The following is a 19091-nucleotide window of genomic DNA, read 5'->3' on the forward strand; positions in this document are numbered from 1 at the left end:
TCATTCATAGCAAGATTACGTTTCTTCTGCAAACCGACTACAGAGTATTTCCCATTAAAAAACCAGCCTGCTATGGGCTGGTTTTCAAAATTATTCGTCAGATTTTAAACTCCTGATCTCATTTACATGTGGAAAGTAAAAGCGGACAGCAGTTCCTTCGCTCGTATTCCCAAGCGAAACTTCCCCTTTATGAAGGGTTACAATTCGTTGCACGATGAACAAACCGAGCCCAAACTTCCCTTGTTTCCCACGGGAAAACTGATGGAACAAATCCAAGTTTTCATCTACTGGCGGACCATCGTTTAGGATAAACAGTTCCACACCGGCTGGGCTGCGTGACAGTTTGATCCGAATCGTGGTTTCTGCATAGCGAAGCGCATTGTCGAGAACGTTTTCAAACGCCACCCGGATTTGTTCACCATCACCGAGCATTTCGCCGCCCTCGCCCTCCACGATCCATTCCACGTCACCTCTGAGTTTGAAGCGCGCGACGAGCAATTCAATCAACTTATCCAGGTTGATCGGTTCAAGTTTCATTTCTTGCCCTTTAAAGTATTCCAATTTGGTCACATATAGCAAATCGACAACTTTCTTTTCTAACCTGGAGGCTTCTTCGTCGATCACATCGGCGGAACCTCTCAAATCGCCTGTCGGATAAATACCGTCTCCGATTGATTGGGCGTATCCACGAATGACCATGATTGGAGTCTTTAAATCATGCGATATGTTCTGTAACAAGGCTTGTTGTGCCAAGTCTTGTTCTTTCAGTTCTTTTCTCATCGCATCAATCGATTGGGCCAACTGTCCAAGTTCGTCTTGGCGATCTAACGGTAAAACTGTCTCCCACTGACGATTGGATATTTTCTCGACCGCCCGCTCCATTTCGACGATCGGCTTGGTCAATTCACGAGACATCCAGAGTGCGGGAATGAGAGACAATAAGCTGATGATGCCGATCAAAATCGAGATTCTCCAAAATAGTGTCGAGACCAGTTCCCGTCTGTAGGCATCCCAGGCATAGGAAGCCTGATAAATCGTCGTACCGTCATATTCATTTTGACGGATGATGTAGTAGACGTCCTCCCCGTCAATCGTCGTCTGATATTTTTTGACGTTTCCTGTCTGATTCAAGGCTTCTCTGTACATCCGGTTCGTCAACTCGAGCGGTGCCGATCCATAAATAATTCGACCGTTCGGTAAAAAAATTAGCTGGTTCACCGATCGCGACTCTTGTTGCCGGCGGTCGTATTCAATCGGATTTTGGGGATAATTCTCGAGTTCATTCGTATTGCCCAAGTAATAATCCACGTCCTGCAACGTTTCATAAACTTGTTCATCTATGAACTGTGTGATGGACGACCGAATGGTCAGTAAAATCATGAGTGCCAGCGTGACGATGATCAGTAAAATCAACACCCAAATCTTCCACATGAGCCGCTTCGGTTTTAACTGGCTGATCATCATGGCTTAACGAGACGGTAGCCGACACCGTAGAGTGTTTCCAACTCGAGACGATGTAATTTTTTGCGTAACCGTCGGACCAAATCATCCACGACCCGGTCAGAACCAAAGTAATCCTGCCCCCACACGCCCTCTAAAATCTGTTCCCGCGACAAAGCGGAACCCGGATGCTCCAAGAATAGTAGCAATAAATCGAACTCTTTGGAGGTCAAATCAATCTCTTCTTCTCCATGCTTGATGAGTCGCTTGTCCGGATAAATCGTGTACTCTCCATATTCGATGTTCTCATTCGATTTCGAACCGTACACTCGGTCAATCAATTTTTTCACACGAATCACCAATTCACGTGGTAAAAACGGCTTCGCGATGTAGTCATCCGATCCCATCTCAAGCCCGATGATTTTATCAATGTCTTCATCCCGGGCCGAGATAAAGATGGTCGGCGTATTCGCGTTTACCGCCTTGATCTGTTTGAGCAATTGAAAGCCGTCCAAGTCCGGCAACATAATGTCAAGTACCCACAAATCCGGTTGATCATGGATGGCCGCTTGAGCAGACGTGCCATCTGAGAATGAACGGACAACGTATCCTTCCTGCTGCAAATACGTGACGAGCATTTTATTCAAGTTTATTTCATCATCGACTAAGTAGATCGTATACATTCAAGTCACCTCAACACGTTTTTCATAATCATATCAAATAATTGTCGAAGAATGATGGGAAAGCATTTCATCAACAACACAAAAAAAGAAAGGGTCTCCCCTTTCTTAACGTGCTGACTTCATACGCAATTGTTGTGTTAAAAAAGCTGCCCCTCCGCCAATTAACGCCAACACTCCGCTGATCATGACGAGTTCCATATTCGGTGACCTCCCGTCGACATCCCGTTGATATCGATTCTCATTATCACCATTAATATAGCACATTCTATCCATTTTGAATACGATAAAAAAAGTCCCGATCTAATCGGGACCCTTCTGTACTCAGGCGTTTACATCGTAACCTTGTTCTTCTACCGCATCCACCATCTCTTGGAGCGACACCGTATCGTTATGAACCACATCGACGCTTCCGTTTTGCAACGATACGGTTGCGGACTCGACGCCGTTTAATTCATTCAACGCACCTTCAACTGATGCTTTGCAATGATTACATGTCATACCTTCTACTTTTAATGTTGTCTCTTTCATGATTGATTTCCTCCTTGCGTTTTTAATCGTAACGCGTTCAAGACGACCGAAACCGAACTGAACGCCATGGCTGCTCCGGCGATCCACGGGGCCAATAAACCGGCTGCCGCCACCGGGATGCCGAGGCTATTGTATGCGAGTGCCCAGAACAGGTTTTGACGAATGTTCTTCATCGTAAGCCGGCTCATCTCAATTGCTCGAGCCACGCCCTCAATATCTTGCCCTACAATTGTAACATCTGCTGCTTCAAGTGCGACATCCGTCCCACTTCCGAACGCAATCCCGACATCGGCGACAGCGAGAGCTGGCGCATCGTTCATCCCATCCCCGACCATCGCGACCCGTCCATTCTTCTTCAATCGTTCGATATGATCTGCCTTCTCGACAGGAAGTACTTCAGCAATGACTTGCTCGTGGGGGATACCCAGGTCATCAGCGATGGCGTACGCGACTTCTTTCCGGTCCCCCGTCAACACATACACGTCCCGGGTTTCGTTCAAACGACGCACGACTTCTACGCTCTTTTCTTTAAGCTGATCTTGTAAACCAAATGCAGCGGTAATGCCGGTCTCATCGGCTACATACACCGGAGTCATCGCATGCATCTCCCATTCCGGAAGACGATAACCGAGTTCTTCCATCATTCTCACGGATCCGATGATGAGTTCTTTTCCATCTACCACCGCTTTAATCCCGCGTCCTGCCATCTCTTCGACCCGTTCGACAACCCCGCTGCCTTCTCCACGGCCAATCGCTGCCGCGAGCGGATGCGTCGATTGACGTTCAGCCATGACCGCTTGACGAAGTGCCGTCTCATCACCGAATGTCGACACGACTTCCGGCGTGCCTTTCGTCAAGGTGCCCGTTTTGTCAAAAACGACAATTTCAGCACCGTTCAAGGACTCCAACTGTCCTCCGCCTTTAAAGAGGACGCCCTGCTCAGCAGCTCGTCCTGTTCCGACCATGATTGATGTCGGAGTGGCCAAACCAAGCGCACACGGGCAGGCGATGACCAGGACGGCAATCGATGCACGAATGGCCGTATCGAGATCGTTGAATCCGAGTGACCATACCGCAAACGTCAACGCACTAATGGCGACGACGACTGGTACGAAAACGCCCGAAATCCGGTCGGCTTGCCGTTGAATCGGCGCTTTGTCAGTTTGTGCCTGTTCGACCACCCGGACGATTTGAGCGAGCATCGTCTCTTTCCCGACTCGCTCTGCTTTCATGAGGACACGGTGTGATTGGTTGATCGTCCCTCCTACCAATTCAGCATCAACCGTTTTTTCGGAGGGAATCGACTCACCGGTCAACATCGATTCATCGACGACCGTCTCCCCTTCAATAATCCGCCCGTCCACCGGTATTTTTTCGCCTGGTCGAACGACGAGGATGTCGCCGACATTTACGAGTTCAACGGCGACGGACCGTTCTTCCCCGTCGACAAGCAGGATTGCTTCTTTCGCTTGAAGCGATAAGAGTGATTTGAGGGCATCGGTTGTTTTTTCTTTCGCCCGAGCCTCTAACCATTTCCCGAGCAATACGAGCGTGATTAATATCGCACTCGTCTCGAAATAGAGGTGTGGGTTAGCTGGATGCACAAACATTTCAAAGATTGAATAAAAGTAGGCGGCCGATGTCCCGGTCGCAACGAGGACATCCATGTTTGCCGAACCACTCTTTAAGCTCTTATAAGCTCCCTGATAAAATTGTGCTCCGATCCAAAACTGAACAGGCGTCGCCAATGCGAACTGCCACCATGGATTCATCAGCCAATCGGCTTGAACTGACAATCCAGGGATGTGCAAGATCATGACGAGCAGTAACGGAGCCGATAGGATGGCTGAGATGATGACTTTCCGTTCAAGCGGGCGTAAATCATGCTCAGTCTTGAATTCCACTTTCGGTTCGGCACCATACCCGATTTTTTCGATTCGGGCAATTAGTTCTTCCTCGGTAATTCCGTCCTCCACACGAATTGTCGCGGTCTCAAGCGGCAAATTGACCGTAGCTTCTACCCCGTCCATTCGGTTCAACACTTTCTCAATCCGAGCAGAACAGGCCGCACACGTCATACCTTGAATGGACAACTCGACAGTTTTCACAGGAGTCCCCCCTTTCATTTTTTGATCCGGCTGACAATCGTCATGATTTCATCAATATATGGATCCATATGGTCTGTTTCACTGGATTGGACCAAACATTTCCGCATATGCCGTTCTAATAATTGCATTTCCACTTGCTTGAGTGCAGCTTGAATGGCAGAGGTTTGAGTTAAGATGTCGACACAGTAACGGTCACTCTCGACCATTTTTTGAATTCCCCGCACTTGCCCTTCAATCCGTTTCAACCTTCTTCCCAACGCTTCCCGTTCCGCATCGTCTCGAGGAACGAGTGGCTGGTCATGCAAAAATTCTTCCATATGATCACCTCAACCTCAATATACCCCTACCCCGTAACAGTGTCAAATAAAAAAGAGCGACAAAGTTGTGTCGCTCTTCTGTAGAATCATCACTCAATTGTTTTGAAACGCTTCGCTCTTCAATACAGTCCGCAAGATTTTCCCCGTCGTGTTACGAGGAAGTTCATCAATCAACTCGATATGAGTCGGCTGTTTGTATTTCGCAAGTTTCGTTGCAGTGAACTCACGAATATCCGCAGGCGTCAATTCTTCCTTTCTCGTCACGACGAATGCCTTCACAGCTTCCCCTTGCTCTGCATCCGGCACGCCAATCACTGCCGCCTCGACGATATCGGGATGTTGATACAACACTTCCTCTACCTCACGTGGGTATACATTATACCCGCCGACAATGACCATATCCTTTTTCCGGTCGACGATATAGAAGTACCCATCTTCGTCCCGACGCGCCAAGTCCCCTGTGTAGAGCCAGCCGTCACGAAGGGTCATCGATGTCTCTTCAGGCAACTTATAGTATCCTTTCATCACGTTTGGTCCCCGGACGATCAACTCGCCGACTTCTCCGACGCCGACTTCTTCCCCAAGCTCATCGACGACTTTGTTTTCGACATTGACGATGGATGGCCCAATCGAACCAGCTTTTCGTTCGCCATGTAACGGGTTGAAGCAGGTGACGGGTGACGCTTCCGAAAGACCATACCCTTCAAGAATTTTGCAGCCAAATGTTTTTTCAAACGATTCGAGTAACTGGACCGGGAGACTCGCTCCTCCTGAAACGAATACCCGAACATGCTTGAGTGCAGATGTATACGCCGGAACTTTCATCGCCGTCTGCAGTAAGAAGTTGTACATGGTCGGCACCCCTGCGAACATGGTGACACGATGCTTCGGTACGAGGTCGAATACGTCCTGTGGCGAGAATTTTGGTAAGATGACGATGGTCGCGCCTCGGAGAAGTGGGGCGTTGACGATTACCGTCAAACAGAAGACATGGAACATCGGTAACGCGGCGAGTGCCTTGTCGTCCGGTGTGATGTCTAAATATTCTCCGATTGAATGGGCGTTTGAGAATAAATTACGATGGGTCAACAAAGCCCCTTTTGGTTTCCCCGTCGTTCCGCTCGTATACAAAATGACCGCGACTTCTTCTTCATCCACTTCCACAAACGTTCCCTCGGTCGAAGCGAATGCTTCCTGGAATGGAATAAAGTCGATCTCGCCTTCCCGCTTCAATGCAGGGACATCACCATACGGAACCGAGATGACCAGTTTCAGTTGTGGTAGCTTCGAAAGCGCCGCTTCCGCCTGTGCCACGAGCGGAGATAGACCCACAATTCCTTTCACATCCCCATCGAGTAAAATATAGGCCATCTCATCAGGTGTATATGTAGGATTGATCGGTACGACGACCGCTCCTCTTGTAAGAACTGCGAAATACGAGATGAGAAACGCCGGGCTGTTCCCAAGAACGAGTGCGACATGATCGCCTTGTCCAATACCTTTTTGCTCAAGCGTCGACGCCATCGCCTTGACTTGTCCAAAAAACTGTTCGTAACTTACCGTGTCTTCCCCAAACACGTACGCTGCTTTTCGTGGGTGCGTAGCGACGACTTCCTGCAACGACTTGACTAAGTTTGCCATGGTAATCCCCCTTTAAATGAATGATGATTCACTTTTAAGCCATAAAAAAGAGCACGACGTCCGCGCTCTTTTCAATTACTTCTATTGTACATGAAAACACTCAATAAGAAAACGCTTCCAAAAAGTTCGCCTGCAGATGAAATAATCCGGCCCGGCTTTGGATATGACTGAGTGCTTGCAGCGCTTCATCATCCATCAATAAGTCATCAATCAATTTATGATACGCCTGTTTCTTGGAATCCGTCGTCGCTGTCACGATTAATACGAGGCGCGCGCGAATGACCTCACCTGCAATCGTCTTCACTTCACAAGGATGGTTTAAATGGAGTAAGGAGATGCCGTTTTGTTTACATATTTGAGTCGGGACGTCAATGACCGATACCGGGATTGCCACATCGCTCACCCCGGAAGGCAAGATGGTTTCCTGTTCTAAGACGATACGTGTAAACGCTGGATCGACAATGCCCTTTCTCTCCAGTTCAAGTCCCACGGCCTGAACGGCACGCTTGAACGTCGGTTGTTCCGTGACCCACATCCGGCTTGAGTCCATCCACTCCGTAAGCAATCGATACATCCTAATTCCTCCTAATATTCTTTTCCTAACAACGAAAGCGCTTGCACAATTATGATACGCCTTCTACAATAGACAAGCAATCATATCCCCTATCGTTCACGAAACCGCCAAAAATGCGGATCCTTATCATTTTCCGTATCGACATCATCTGTCCAACATCTCATGAATGGGAGGTAGCATATGTTAGAAAAAATCATTGATTCTTTTAATCTCGATGTCGCGTCTGTCGAGGATGTAAAAGATTCTTTCAGTTCAACTGTGACAAAATGTCATTTAGCGGATGGCAACATCGTATATATCAAAATCCCGTTCTCTTCATTAAAGCTTCACCGGGAGTTAGAAGCATACGAAGTGTTGTCAGAACACGTTTCTACACCTCGACTGATTGACTACTGGAGCGGGGACGATCAGTGTGTCGGCGCATTGTTGTTGTCAGCGCTCAACGGTTCGCCTTTATCCACCGAGTCCACTCCGGATACGGCATATCAAGTCGGAATGCTTCATGCGCAGATGCATGCTATTCATCCCGAAGTAGGCCGCCCCCTGACAAGCATCGTAAATGAGTTCCCGAATTGGGCCCAATTCATTGAACATCAATTTTTAAGCTTTGCCGAGGACGTGAAACAAGTGCTCGATCCTCAACTGTACCGTCGGGCGCTCAACCAATTTGAAAAGATGAGACAAGGTCTCCCGGTACCAGACGGGCCGAGCTTCATACATATGGATTTTCGCCCGGCGAATATCATCGTTGACGGGCAACATGTTTCCGGGGTAATCGACTTCGAAAGTGTCCGCTTCGGCTCGACAGAAATCGACTTCACAAAACTGTACCGGGACTATTTACGTCACGACGAAGCGTTGTATCTCGCATATCGAGAAGGTTACAACACAATCCGTCCGCTCATTGACCTGGACCGTGTCTTACCGTTTTATCGGTTCACAGATGCTTTCAACAGTATCGGGTGGTGTCAGCGTCGCGGCATCGAAGAAAACTTACAGTTCTTTGAAGCAAATGTAGACCGGTTAAAAGACTGGCTGTAAATGATTCACCCATACAAAAAACGCTTAGGTTTTTATGCAACCTAAGCGCTTGTTCGTTTTAGCTGATGAGGTCGACCAATTCCTCGAGCTCTACATTTCCAAAGTAATGCTTCAAATCAAGTTGTGTCAATTGCTCACGAATCGCACCACGTTCAAAACGTGTCCCGACGAGCGCTTGCTCCACTTCCTGAATGTCGCCGACACCGAAAAAGTCCCCGTAAATCTTCGCTTCTGTGATCGTCCCTTTGTTCACGTTCAAGCGGACATCGATTGTACCGATCGGGAAGCGACGCTTCGATTCAACATCAAACTTCGGTGACTTCCCGAAGTTCCAGTCCCAGTTCGCATAGCGTGCCTTCGAGATATCCTGGACGATCTCCCAGTCTTCGTCGCGAAGCACATAGCGTTCCGGCTCTTGCCCATCATAAATCGAGTGAAGCAACGCCTCGACAAAGTGTTCCATTTCCATTTCCCGCTCTAAAAATTCGGTAATGTTAGCCACACGGCTCCGGACCGATTTGATTCCTTTAGAACGCATTTTTTCTTCTGAAACATTCAATGAATTGACGACTTCTTCAATGTTCGAATTGAACATGAGCGTTCCGTGGCTGAACATACGGCCACGCGTCGTAAATTGGGCGTTCCCGCTGATTTTCCGTTGTCCGACCTGAATGTCGTTTCGTCCCGTCAATTCAGCTTCCACTCCAAGCTGCTTGAGCGCGTCGACGATCGGTTGCGTGAATTTCTGGTAATTGTTGAATGAGTTTCCGTCATCTTTCGTGATGAAACTGAAGTTCAAGTTCCCTTCATCGTGGTAAACGGCACCCCCACCAGAAAGGCGTCTGACAACATCGATTCCATTTTGTTCGATGTACTTCAAGTTGACTTCTTCTGATGTGTTCTGGTTCTTCCCGATAATGATTGACGGACCATTAATATAGAACAAGAAGTAATCCTCATGGTCTACATTCAAATGTTTTAAAATATATTCCTCGACCGCCAAGTTCAGTTTCGGGTCCCGGATGTCCGGATTAAAAATAAATTTCACTGTGTGTTTCCTCCTAATCGGATGTTCGTTGCTTCTATTATACGAAACACTTTATCAGCAGGACAAATGGTTTACTTCCACTCACCTGTCATAATGCGTTTCAATGCCTTCGCGACGCCATACTCGTCATGTTTTTCCGTGACGTGATGACTCACCGCGATGAGCTCTTCGTGGCTGTTCCCCATCGCGATCGCTTTTCCGGCAACTTTGAACATCGGAAGGTCGTTCAAATTATCGCCGATGACGACCACCTCGGATAAGTCGACCCCGTAGTACTCGGCCAGCTTCGCCACACCGTGCCCTTTATCCGCACCGTGCGCCATGATTTCGATGTTGTCATTGCCTGATGAAGTAACATATACGTCACGGACTTGGGTTTCGATCTCGTTCCAAAGCGCGGACATCTTCTCAAAATGACTGGAGAATGCGATGAATTTGTACACCCGTCCTGCTTCTTCCCGAATGAACGCTTCAATATCTTCGACGAGCTTCACGTCCTCGTTGACGTAGTAGCGATTTTTGAAAAACTCATACATCTCGAGCGAACGGTCGTCACCATTCGCTTTCAAGTTCGCCATGGATGCCTCAATCAAGTCCCCGCGACTCGCAACGAGCGCTCCTTCTGTGTACATTTCGTAAAACACATCGGCGTATTTATGGTCCTGGTGAAGCACTTCAATGACTTTTAGCGCATCTTCTGTCGAGAGATTCACTTCCTGAAGCGCTTCTCCCGACTCATTCACTACGCGGCCGCCATTGGATGAGACGATGGGACACGTGATGCCTACCTGGTCAAGTATTTGTTTTGCGTTGACATAGTCCCGTCCTGTCGCAATAGCGAAATGAATCCCGGCTTGTTCCGCCTCGCGCACGACCTCTGCTGTCTCTTTCGCGATCGTCGTATGGTTATGCAAGATCGTTCCATCCATATCCGATACAAATAGTTTATACGTTGCCATCTTCCATCACTCCTTTTCTCTTTCGCCTCCTACTATATCAAAAAGGGAGGTAATCGGAACAATCCGACACCTCCCTTCACGAAAACTCAAAGATTTTTACTCACTTGTTTCACTTGTTCACGGACACTCTTGATGCAATCCGGAATTCCGATCCCATCATAGGCGATGCCCGCCAAGGTCACGCCGGGATAGACGCGACGCATCTCTTCGCGGAGTGCCTTGACACGATCTGCGTGGAATACCCCATACGGCGGTAATCCATCGTGCAACCGGCTCACAATCGTCTGTACCGGTTCACGTTTAATGTTCATCAATCCACGGAGATCTCGAAGTGCCGTCTCGACGATTTCGTCGTCTGGAGCATCGACAATCGCATCTGCCCCCGGACGACCTAGAAAGACACGCAGCACATGATATCCTTCAGGAACGGCGTGTGGCCATTTTTGGTCGATGAACGTACAAGCTGTGATGGTGACATCCGCCTCTTGACTCGCCACAAATCCAGTCCCGACAAACGGAAGTTCGAGATCGTCCTGTTTGAAAATGAGGGAACACGTGGCCGTGGCGTGCGGCTTCATGTCAGCCAAGAAATCACTGTCGACCTCCGGCAAGAATTGACGAATCAAACGCGGTGGCACGGTCAAGAGTAAGTGGTCCGACTCGATTGATCCGCCACTCGTTTGCAGTCGATACCCGCCTTCCACTTGTTCAATTTGTTCGACGGTGCAGTTCAACACAATTTCAGTCCGTTCCAACCGTTCCGTGAGACGATCGGTCAAAGACTTCAATCCTCTTTTCAATGAAGCAAATTGACCAACTTTTTTCGTGCCGACTTCCGCGACGCGTTGCTCCGGACGGAGATGACGCATGCCTTCATACAAGTTGCCATATTTCTTCTCCCCTTCAATAAATTGAGGGAAAGTCGACAAGGCACTCATCTCATCGATATCTCCAGCATAAATTCCAGAAAGCAATGGCTCGATCAAACGATCCACGATTGGATCACCGACCCGCTCTCGCAAATATAAACCAAGCGAGACGTCCGTATCCGGTGTCGCCACGTCCGGCGGTGAGAGCAGCATCGTCCGGAGTGCCGCGTGCTCTTCCTCGGATAATAGTGTGGTTTCTTGAAAAGCATCGATATCGAGCGGGATGCCCATCACGGTCTGCTTCGGAATCGGATGCAAACCGTCATGATGGAGCACATAGGCCTGACCGACCCCATTGCGGACCAACTCGTCACCGAGCCCGACCTCCTGAATGAGCTCGGTCATCGCTGTTTTACGGAATACGTAAGAATCCGGTCCTCGTTCGACCGCGAAGTCACCCGTTTCAAACGTATCAATCTTTCCGCCTAACCGATCCGTCCCTTCGAGGAGCGTGATCGTGACGTCTTCCGGCAAGTAACGCTCTGCATAAAAAGCGGCGGTGAGACCTGTGATCCCACCACCGACAATCGTGAATTTACGCATGATGCACAATCACGCTTTCCATTCGATCCGCGATGGCTTCAATGAAGCTCCGCTCTGCGTTTGGCATAGCTGGACGTGCGTAATGTACACCGAGACGATCGCAGACGACTTTACATTCCACATCGTTATCGAACAGTACTTCGAGATGGTCCGCGACGAAGCCGACCGGCGTGTATACGAACGCTTCATAGCCATGTTTTTCATACAACTCAGCTGTCAAATCTTGAACGTCCGGCCCAATCCACGGGTCCGGCGTATTTCCTTCTGATTGCCAGCCGACTTCATAGTTCGGAACGCCTGCCGCTTGGGCGATTTTGTCCGCTGTTTCTTTCAACTGGTCCGGGTACGGGTCGCCACCAGCCAAAATTTTCTCAGGAAGGCTATGGGCTGACACGATCAGGCAAGCTTTTTCAGCAGGTACCGGCAAGTTTGCGAACGTTTCTTTGATCGCTTCCGCCCACCATGCGATAAATTTCGGCTCATCGTACCATGAGTCGACCGAACGGATCTCAATCCCATATTTCGCGGCTTCTTCATGCGCGCGTCCGTTATACGATTTCACACTAAACGTCGAGTAATGTGGCGCCAACACGACAGAAACCGCTTCTTTGATGCCATCCTCCGCCATTTGCGCGACTGCGTCCTCGACGAACGGCTCAATATGTTTCAAACCGATATACAATTTGAATTCGATTTCACCGGAATGACGTTCATTCAAGATATCCCGAAGGGTTTCGGCTTGATCGATTGTGATTTTTGCTAAAGGTGACACACCACCGATCGCCTCGTAGCGTTCAGTCAAGTCTTGAAGCGCTTCCGGGGACGGCTTACGTCCGTAACGGATATGCGTGTAGTAACGCTCGATGTCTTCCGGCTTGTACGGTGTCCCGTATGCCATGACGAGTAGTCCGACTGTTTTCATAATGATTTGCCTCCCATTTTTTCACGTGAATACTCATGAATGAATGCTGTCAACTTGACGAGCACGGCTGGATCGACTTCAGGGAACACGCCATGTCCCAAGTTAAAGACGTAGCCTGGTTGCTTCATTCCTTCATCCAGAATCTCTTTGACTTTCTCCTCGATTACCGGCCATGGTGCGAGCAGGAATGAAGGATCCAAGTTCCCTTGAACGGCCTTCGTCACGCCACGGTAACGTGCTTCCTGAACAGAAAGGCGCCAGTCCAAACCGACTACGTCGAGTGGTTGGTCATGCCATTCTTCGACGAGGTGGCTCGCCCCGACTCCATGCATGATGAGCGGGATATCGAGTGTTTTCAATTCTTTAAAAATCCGTTCCGTCGTCGGTTTGATATATTTCGCGTAGTCTTTACGGCTGAGCGTACCGACCCATGAGTCGAATAGTTGGAATGCCTGGATCCCAGCTTCCGCCTGTGCCTTCGCATACGTGATGACCATGTCACCCAGTTTATTCATCAACGCGTCCCATACGTCCGGCTGTGCATACATGAGTGCTTTCGTACGGTGGTAGTTCCGTGATGGACCGCCTTCAATCATATAACTGGCCAAAGTGAACGGCGCCCCTGAAAAACCGATCAGCGGCACTTCAAGTCGCTCCCGAAGCAAACGAATCGTATCAAATACGTATGAGATGTCTTCCGGGTTGAGTGGTTTAAGCCGCTCGACATCTTCCATCGTCCGATACGGATTGTCGATGACCGGACCGATTCCGCTCTTGATTTCGACGTCAACTCCCATCGATGGCAGTGGCGTCATAATATCTTTATAAAGAATGGCCGCGTCGACTCCGAGTTGTTTGACCGGAAGTTCCGTGACGTAGGCACAAAGTTCAGGATCATGGGTGATCTCAAATAATGTTCTCGTCTTCTTAATTTCTCGGTATTCCGGTTGATAGCGTCCGGCTTGGCGCATATACCATACCGGTACATAATCCGTCGCCTCTCCTTTAAACGCTTTTAAAATAGTATGGTTCATACGTCGCGTCATTCCCCTCTAAATTTCTCCTACAATTCAATACTCTCATGTTTGTGAACTCAAAAACATTATACAGAAATTAATTAGAATTATGCTAATGTGAAGCATTTTCATTGTGTTTTCTTTGTGTCATTTCTTTGTCGGAAATGTATGGAAGGCCGAGTTCAACTGTCCACGAATCAAATCATCCCGTTGTTTAGCGGATAAGCGTCTTTCCCGTTCCTTAATATCCTGGATTCGCCAACCGTCCTCTAACTTGGAGGCGACTTCAATCAATCGTTCAACGTCATGGAAAGAATATTTACGTGACCCGCCTTTTGTGCGCTCCGGAAAAATCAATCCTTTTGACTCATAATAGCGGACTTGCCGCTCAGAAAGTCCTGTCAGCTCCGTCACTACGCCCATTCCGATCACTTTTTTCGATTTATAGTCCATCCTCCATGCCCTCCTCCTTTAAAAAACTATGTCAGATTATCTGACAAAATGCAATCCACCGTTGATTTTTCGTTTTACACTGAAGTCAACTTTTAAAAAAGCACCTAAGAAAAAGGAGGGCACAAATCATGGAAGACATTCTCTTTTATATGGACACGCTGTATGTACTCATCGCCGCATTGCTCGTTTTGACAATGCAATTAGGTTTTGGCCTACTCGAAACAGGGACGCTCCGCGCGAAGAACGCCGGTCATGTCGCTGTCAAACAAATCATCAGCCTCTCTGTGGCTGCACTCGCTTTTTGGGCGGTTGGATTTGGTTTATCATTCGGAGACGGAACAAGTTGGTTCGGGACAGAAGGGTTCTTCTTAAAAGGATCGTTCTCAAGCCTTGACTGGGCAAACGTTTCAATCGACATCAAATTCTTATTCCAATTGTCATTCGTTGCTGTATCACTCGCCATCGCATGGGGTGGATTCGCGGAACGGGCTAAACTATCTGCCTACGTTCTCTTCGGGATCTTCTTCGTCGCCATCCTCTATCCGATCATCGCTCGTTCAGTATGGGCCGGCGGAATGCTCGGGTCAATGGGAATGCAGGACTTTGCAGGATCAGCCGTCGTTCACTTACAAGGTGGGATGGCCGCACTTATGGCTACCATCATCTTGAAACCACGCCGCAAGACAGAATCATTGGCAGGCCACAACCACGTTCTCACGGTTGTCGGTGGTCTCGTCCTATGGCTTTGCTGGTTCGGCTTTAACGCAGGATCAACGATGTCTGTCGCAGACGGATTCTTCGGATATGTTGCTCTCACGACGATGCTCGCTACAGCTGCCGGTGCCCTGGGTGCCCTTGGAATCGTCATGCTTCATCGTAAAACAGCCGACATCCCTACTATCGTAAACGGTGTACTCGCTGCACTCGTAGCCATTACCGCGGCTTGCGCCTTTGTTGAACCTTGGGCAGCCGTACTCATCGGTGCGGTCGCTTCAATTGCTACGTATGGTACGAGCATCTTGATGGCGAAATATGTGGATGATCCATTATGTGCCTTCTCTGTACACGGGATTGCCGGAATCATCGGTACACTCGCACTCGGTTTCGTCGCTTCACCACGTTTAGTTGAAATCACAGGAATCGGGTCAGCTGGTCTCTTCTATGGTGGCGGCCTCACACAACTTGGCGTTCAAACACTCGGCGTCTTGATTGCCATGGTCATTGCAGGTGGCGGTAGCTACATCTTCTTGAAGCTTCTTGACGTCACGATCGGACTTCGCGTCACAGAAGAACAGGAAGACATCGGTCTCGACATCGCCGAGCATGGTGTTTCTGCTTACGGCGAAATCGAAGAAGAGTCGGACAAACCTTCGAAACTTCCAAAAATTCTTGGTTCAAGTGTATCGGTCATGTCACCGAAAAAATAATGTATACACGCAAGAAGGACATCCTGATGGACAGGATGTCCTTCTTTTACGTCAACCGGTTCAAATAATAGCGAATGACTCCAAACGATAAGATGAGTCCGATTGCCGCATCCCACGTCGCCCCAAATAGAAGGGACGCGAGACCGAGAAATAGCGCTTGGACTAAGAGGATCCGATACGTCCACCACGTGTAGCCACGCAACCGCTCTTCTTTTGTGATCGGGAGCCAGGATACGATTGACACAGCCTCCAGTCGTTTGAACAATGGCACGAGCTGAAGTGCTGTCAAGCCGACAAACAACGGGATCACCAACCCGACGTACCAACCGCCCGACATCCACATGACGACTAGGGCGACAGCTGTGAGGCGTATCACCAGGTCCAATGAGTCACTCGACCGGATAATACGGAGTCCATACACGTATTGTGACGCCTCGGCGCGGCGCAACACCCGATTCTCCAACATTTTCGTCAGGAAACGGCGCTCTTTCACATCTTCTCTCACGGTCGGTAAATCGATGAACCAACTGATGACACGTTCAAACTGTGCCTTACTCTTCTCTTCGAGCGCTAACCAGTGCAACAAAGGAATACGCTCATTCCGTTTCAAGTGAAGGGGCACGAACGGGAGGAACGCCGGTACGAACGACCACGATGCTAGCCCCGTTACGATCAATAGTCCACTGACGAGCGCAAAAGGTAAGACGATGCGCCCCGCTCCCTCCAGCTTGGCCAGTCGCCCCGCCACCGAGAGCAGCACCATCGTCACGACGACCGCAAGCACTTCTATCCCTGTATACGCCTCCGTTCGTACGAGTAACGGCAGGAGAATGAGCAGGACGAGCATTGCGCGAAGCCCCGCGAATACCACGTTGAAAGCTCTCACACCGACCATATATGAGCGAATCTCACCTAGCTCGGGAAGCAAAAACACCTGGTCCGCCTCCTGAATAAACGTCCTCGGACGATGCCCTAAAGGAATAAGAAGCATGATTGCTGCCGCAATCCATTCGCCAGGAAACGCAGAATCGATTCGCGTCAAAAAATCATTGTATACGAACGCCCCGTAGATGAGTGTGAAGTAGAGTGTAAAGAGAAGTCCGCCGTTCGCCACGTAGCGACTATATTTGACGACATCCTCCATCCAGCTCCCAAGCCTAGACGTAAACCGGCTCATGACGATTGCTCCTCAGACTCGATGGCCACCACGTAAATGTCGTCGAGCGTCGCGTCTTCGGGAAGTTCATATTGCTCGCGCAGTTCAGATGCCGTCCCGTTCGCAATGACAACACCTTGGTGAAGAAAGACGAAGCGGTCACAGTGCCGCTCTGCTGTCTCTAATATGTGAGTAGACATTAAAATTGCACAATCCTGCTTATATTCATCGAACAACTGGAGCAACTGACGAATCGCTAAAGGATCCAATCCAACAAACGGTTCATCGACGATGAGGAGCGGTGTCTTCGTCACAAGGGCACATAAGATCATCGCTTTTTGCCGCATCCCTTTTGAGAAGACCGATGGGAACCAGTCGAGCTGTTTTTCCATCCGCATCTCTTTTGCCAAACGTGTGGTTCGGGTCAATAATTCTTCTTGGCCGACATCGTACGCTTTCCCCATTAACTCGATATGTTCACGCAACGTCAGCGTGTCATACAAAATCGGAGTCTCCGGTATGTAACTCACTTTCTTACGATAGTTTTTCTCTGACGACTCCAACGTCTCGCCATCGATTTCCACTTTTCCGGACAACGGATCGAGTAAGCCTAATATATGTTTGATGGTCGTTGATTTTCCGGCTCCATTTAGCCCAATCAACCCAACGAGCTCACCTTTATTCACTTCAAATGAAACATTGTGTAATACTTGTTTACCGATATAACCGCCGTTCAATCGTTCGACGTGTAGCATGAAAACCACACCTTTCGTTTTCAACATTTTTTTGTGGTATATGTTTTAAAAGTTGTCACATGGGAATAATCTGAACTGTAAGGCAATTTTAACCCTTTATAATCAATACTTCCATTGTTCCACAGATGAATGAAGAAGAACAATGGGCAAACAGAGGAAGGAGAATGTTTTATGGGTTGGATTATCACACTAATCGTCGGGGGTATCATCGGTTGGTTGGCAGGTCTCATTTTAGGTAAGGACGTGCCGGGTGGCGTGATTGGTAACATCATCGCAGGTATTATCGGGGCATGGTTAGGCGGTCTCATCTTCGGAGACTTCGGACCAACAATCGGTGACATTGCGATTATTCCAGCATTGATTGGGGCCATCATCCTCATCTTGATCGTATCGTTCGTTATGCGAGCTATGCGTAAAGCGTAATTCATGTTTATGTAAGCGAGGGTTTCCTGCAACAGGAAACCCTCTTTTTTATTGAATCAACAAATACATCTGTGCATCCCGTTCAATAAATTGCTTTTCAGTTTGGAGTCCAAAGAACGTGAAGAAGGATTCAAAGAAGGACTTCCCGTAGTCCCATTCGGTGCCCATGGCGTGATCGTTCCGGTCTACGGGTTCACCGAGCAGCGCAATCAAGTCATCCGGACGTTTATCCAAATTGATGAGAATAGCGTCCACCCGCCCGTTCTCAAAGGAGATGTCCATCTCGTCGTACTGCCACTTCTCTTTCGTCTTGTCGTTCGGTTCACCAATCCGATCCAACACCGTCGCCTTTTTCTCTCCGACCAATCCATCGATTGTAGCTAGCTTGTAGCCTGTTCTCGCCTCTACTTCGATTTCGATCAATTCAACCCGCTTTAAGTCAAATTGACCCGCAATGGCCTCAGACTTTTCAGGCACTAACGTGTAAGCTAGATCGACTGCTTCCGTTAAGCTGATGTTCTCGCTTTCCGAAACCGTTTCACCATCCACGACAGCAACTGCCTTTATGTCATAACGACCCGGCATCCTTTCAAATTCAAAAGAACCCTCTGCCTCATCGATTCGGCCGACACGTTCACCATCTACCCAAATATTCGTCAACGGTGCATCCGATTTAACGTCGATGGTTTGAGGAAGCAATTCAATCCGGTAATCGGAAAAACCAAACTTCCCTTCCCCGGTATCGATCAGACGGAACAGCCCGTCCGTTTCCAGTCCCGAATCCCGATCCGCACGATCCCGCTCAATCTCAGCAAGCGCTTCGCCGCGTATCGTTTTTTCATCGTTCAACCATCGGATGAATCGAATGGCTTCCGCCCTTGTCAGGTTTTCACCCTGGTACTCGACCGTCTCTTCAAAAAATGCACGGTCTTCTTCCAGTAGTGCTTCTTTGAACCGGATATGAATCCGGTCTTTTTCCGCTGCGGGGAGATATCCATACATATAGAAGAGAATCGCCCCGACCGCGATGATTAAACTGAGACTAATGAATAGATATGATTTCTTTTTCTGATTCTTACTTCGCGAATACGTCATAACCCCCTCCTTTCTAAAGTGTATATTTCTATT

The 19091-nt window shown here is 48.7% G+C and carries 19 protein-coding genes; 3 read left to right on the forward strand and 16 right to left on the reverse strand.

Features of this window, described 5'->3' with window-relative positions:
• Window positions 1–90: 90 nt before the first annotated feature.
• The 7 genes from KNP03_RS08365 to KNP03_RS08395 form a co-directional block, all read right to left on the reverse strand.
• Complete coding sequence (locus KNP03_RS08365) at window positions 91–1461, reverse strand: sensor histidine kinase (RefSeq protein ID WP_214828083.1); 1371 nt, start codon at window positions 1459–1461, stop codon at window positions 91–93.
• Window positions 1461–2123, reverse strand: a complete 663-nt coding sequence (locus KNP03_RS08370; protein ID WP_214828085.1) for a response regulator transcription factor — start codon at window positions 2121–2123, stop codon at window positions 1461–1463. The genes KNP03_RS08365 and KNP03_RS08370 overlap by 1 nt, the downstream gene beginning before the upstream one ends.
• Window positions 2124–2444: 321 nt before the next feature.
• Window positions 2445–2651: a copper chaperone CopZ gene (gene copZ / locus KNP03_RS08375; protein WP_214828087.1), complete on the reverse strand. Its 207-nt coding sequence runs from the start codon at window positions 2649–2651 to the stop codon at window positions 2445–2447.
• Entirely contained in the window at window positions 2648–4759 is a 2112-nt protein-coding gene (locus KNP03_RS08380) for a heavy metal translocating P-type ATPase (protein WP_214828089.1), read from the reverse strand. Before KNP03_RS08380 ends, copZ begins: the two co-directional genes overlap by 4 nt.
• A gap of 14 nt (window positions 4760–4773) precedes the next feature.
• Entirely contained in the window at window positions 4774–5076 is a 303-nt protein-coding gene (locus KNP03_RS08385; protein ID WP_214828090.1) for a metal-sensitive transcriptional regulator, read from the reverse strand.
• A 93-nt stretch (window positions 5077–5169) separates the two neighbouring features.
• A complete protein-coding gene (locus KNP03_RS08390; RefSeq protein ID WP_214828093.1) occupies window positions 5170–6717 on the reverse strand; it encodes a long-chain-fatty-acid--CoA ligase in 1548 nt (515 codons plus the stop codon).
• Window positions 6718–6817: 100 nt separating this feature from the next.
• Window positions 6818–7291: a PTS sugar transporter subunit IIA gene (locus KNP03_RS08395; RefSeq protein ID WP_214828095.1), complete on the reverse strand. Its 474-nt coding sequence runs from the start codon at window positions 7289–7291 to the stop codon at window positions 6818–6820.
• A gap of 180 nt (window positions 7292–7471) precedes the next feature.
• On the opposite strand from KNP03_RS08395, the gene KNP03_RS08400 reads away from it, so the two are divergent.
• Window positions 7472–8332, forward strand: coding sequence for an aminoglycoside phosphotransferase family protein (locus KNP03_RS08400; protein WP_214828097.1), 861 nt, complete (start codon window positions 7472–7474; stop codon window positions 8330–8332).
• Between the two features lie 58 nt (window positions 8333–8390).
• Here KNP03_RS08400 and KNP03_RS08405 read toward each other — a convergent pair whose 3' ends face one another.
• The 6 genes from KNP03_RS08405 to KNP03_RS08430 form a co-directional block, all read right to left on the reverse strand.
• The gene (locus KNP03_RS08405) at window positions 8391–9380 is read right to left on the reverse strand and encodes a lipoate--protein ligase (protein ID WP_214828100.1); all 990 of its coding nucleotides are present in this window, start codon (window positions 9378–9380) and stop codon (window positions 8391–8393) included.
• Window positions 9381–9451: 71 nt separating this feature from the next.
• Entirely contained in the window at window positions 9452–10339 is an 888-nt protein-coding gene (locus tag KNP03_RS08410; protein WP_214828103.1) for a Cof-type HAD-IIB family hydrolase, read from the reverse strand.
• Between the two features lie 86 nt (window positions 10340–10425).
• Entirely contained in the window at window positions 10426–11811 is a 1386-nt protein-coding gene (gene hemG / locus KNP03_RS08415) for a protoporphyrinogen oxidase (RefSeq protein WP_214828105.1), read from the reverse strand.
• Window positions 11804–12733 carry a ferrochelatase gene (gene hemH / locus KNP03_RS08420; protein WP_214828110.1) on the reverse strand — a complete coding sequence of 310 codons (930 nt, stop codon included), beginning with the start codon at window positions 12731–12733 and terminating at the stop codon, window positions 11804–11806. Before hemH ends, hemG begins: the two co-directional genes overlap by 8 nt.
• Window positions 12730–13779 carry a uroporphyrinogen decarboxylase gene (hemE, locus tag KNP03_RS08425; protein ID WP_214828114.1) on the reverse strand — a complete coding sequence of 350 codons (1050 nt, stop codon included), beginning with the start codon at window positions 13777–13779 and terminating at the stop codon, window positions 12730–12732. Before hemE ends, hemH begins: the two co-directional genes overlap by 4 nt.
• Window positions 13780–13896: 117 nt before the next feature.
• Window positions 13897–14202, reverse strand: a complete 306-nt coding sequence (locus KNP03_RS08430) for a MerR family transcriptional regulator (protein WP_214828117.1) — start codon at window positions 14200–14202, stop codon at window positions 13897–13899.
• Window positions 14203–14330: 128 nt separating this feature from the next.
• Between KNP03_RS08430 and KNP03_RS08435 the strand changes: the two genes are divergently transcribed.
• Window positions 14331–15629, forward strand: a complete 1299-nt coding sequence (locus KNP03_RS08435; RefSeq protein ID WP_214828120.1) for an ammonium transporter — start codon at window positions 14331–14333, stop codon at window positions 15627–15629.
• Window positions 15630–15675: 46 nt separating this feature from the next.
• Here the strand turns inward: KNP03_RS08435 and KNP03_RS08440 are convergent, their stop codons facing one another.
• Together KNP03_RS08440 and KNP03_RS08445 are read right to left on the reverse strand one after the other, a co-directional pair.
• Complete coding sequence (locus tag KNP03_RS08440) at window positions 15676–16806, reverse strand: ABC transporter permease (RefSeq protein ID WP_214828123.1); 1131 nt, start codon at window positions 16804–16806, stop codon at window positions 15676–15678.
• Window positions 16803–17540 carry an ABC transporter ATP-binding protein gene (locus KNP03_RS08445; protein WP_240544510.1) on the reverse strand — a complete coding sequence of 246 codons (738 nt, stop codon included), beginning with the start codon at window positions 17538–17540 and terminating at the stop codon, window positions 16803–16805. Before KNP03_RS08445 ends, KNP03_RS08440 begins: the two co-directional genes overlap by 4 nt.
• Before the next feature lie 171 nt (window positions 17541–17711).
• On the opposite strand from KNP03_RS08445, the gene KNP03_RS08450 reads away from it, so the two are divergent.
• Window positions 17712–17963 (forward strand): GlsB/YeaQ/YmgE family stress response membrane protein, encoded by a 252-nt coding sequence (locus KNP03_RS08450; protein ID WP_214828128.1) that lies wholly within the window; start codon window positions 17712–17714, stop codon window positions 17961–17963.
• 48 nt (window positions 17964–18011) lie between these two features.
• On the opposite strand, the gene KNP03_RS08455 is transcribed toward KNP03_RS08450, so the two are convergent.
• The gene (locus KNP03_RS08455) at window positions 18012–19058 is read right to left on the reverse strand and encodes a zinc ribbon domain-containing protein (RefSeq protein WP_214828131.1); all 1047 of its coding nucleotides are present in this window, start codon (window positions 19056–19058) and stop codon (window positions 18012–18014) included.
• Between the last annotated feature and the right edge of the window lie 33 nt (window positions 19059–19091).

It is taken from the genome of Exiguobacterium algae (genome assembly GCF_018617875.1).
Lineage (GTDB): Bacteria > Bacillota > Bacilli > Exiguobacteriales > Exiguobacteriaceae > Exiguobacterium > Exiguobacterium algae.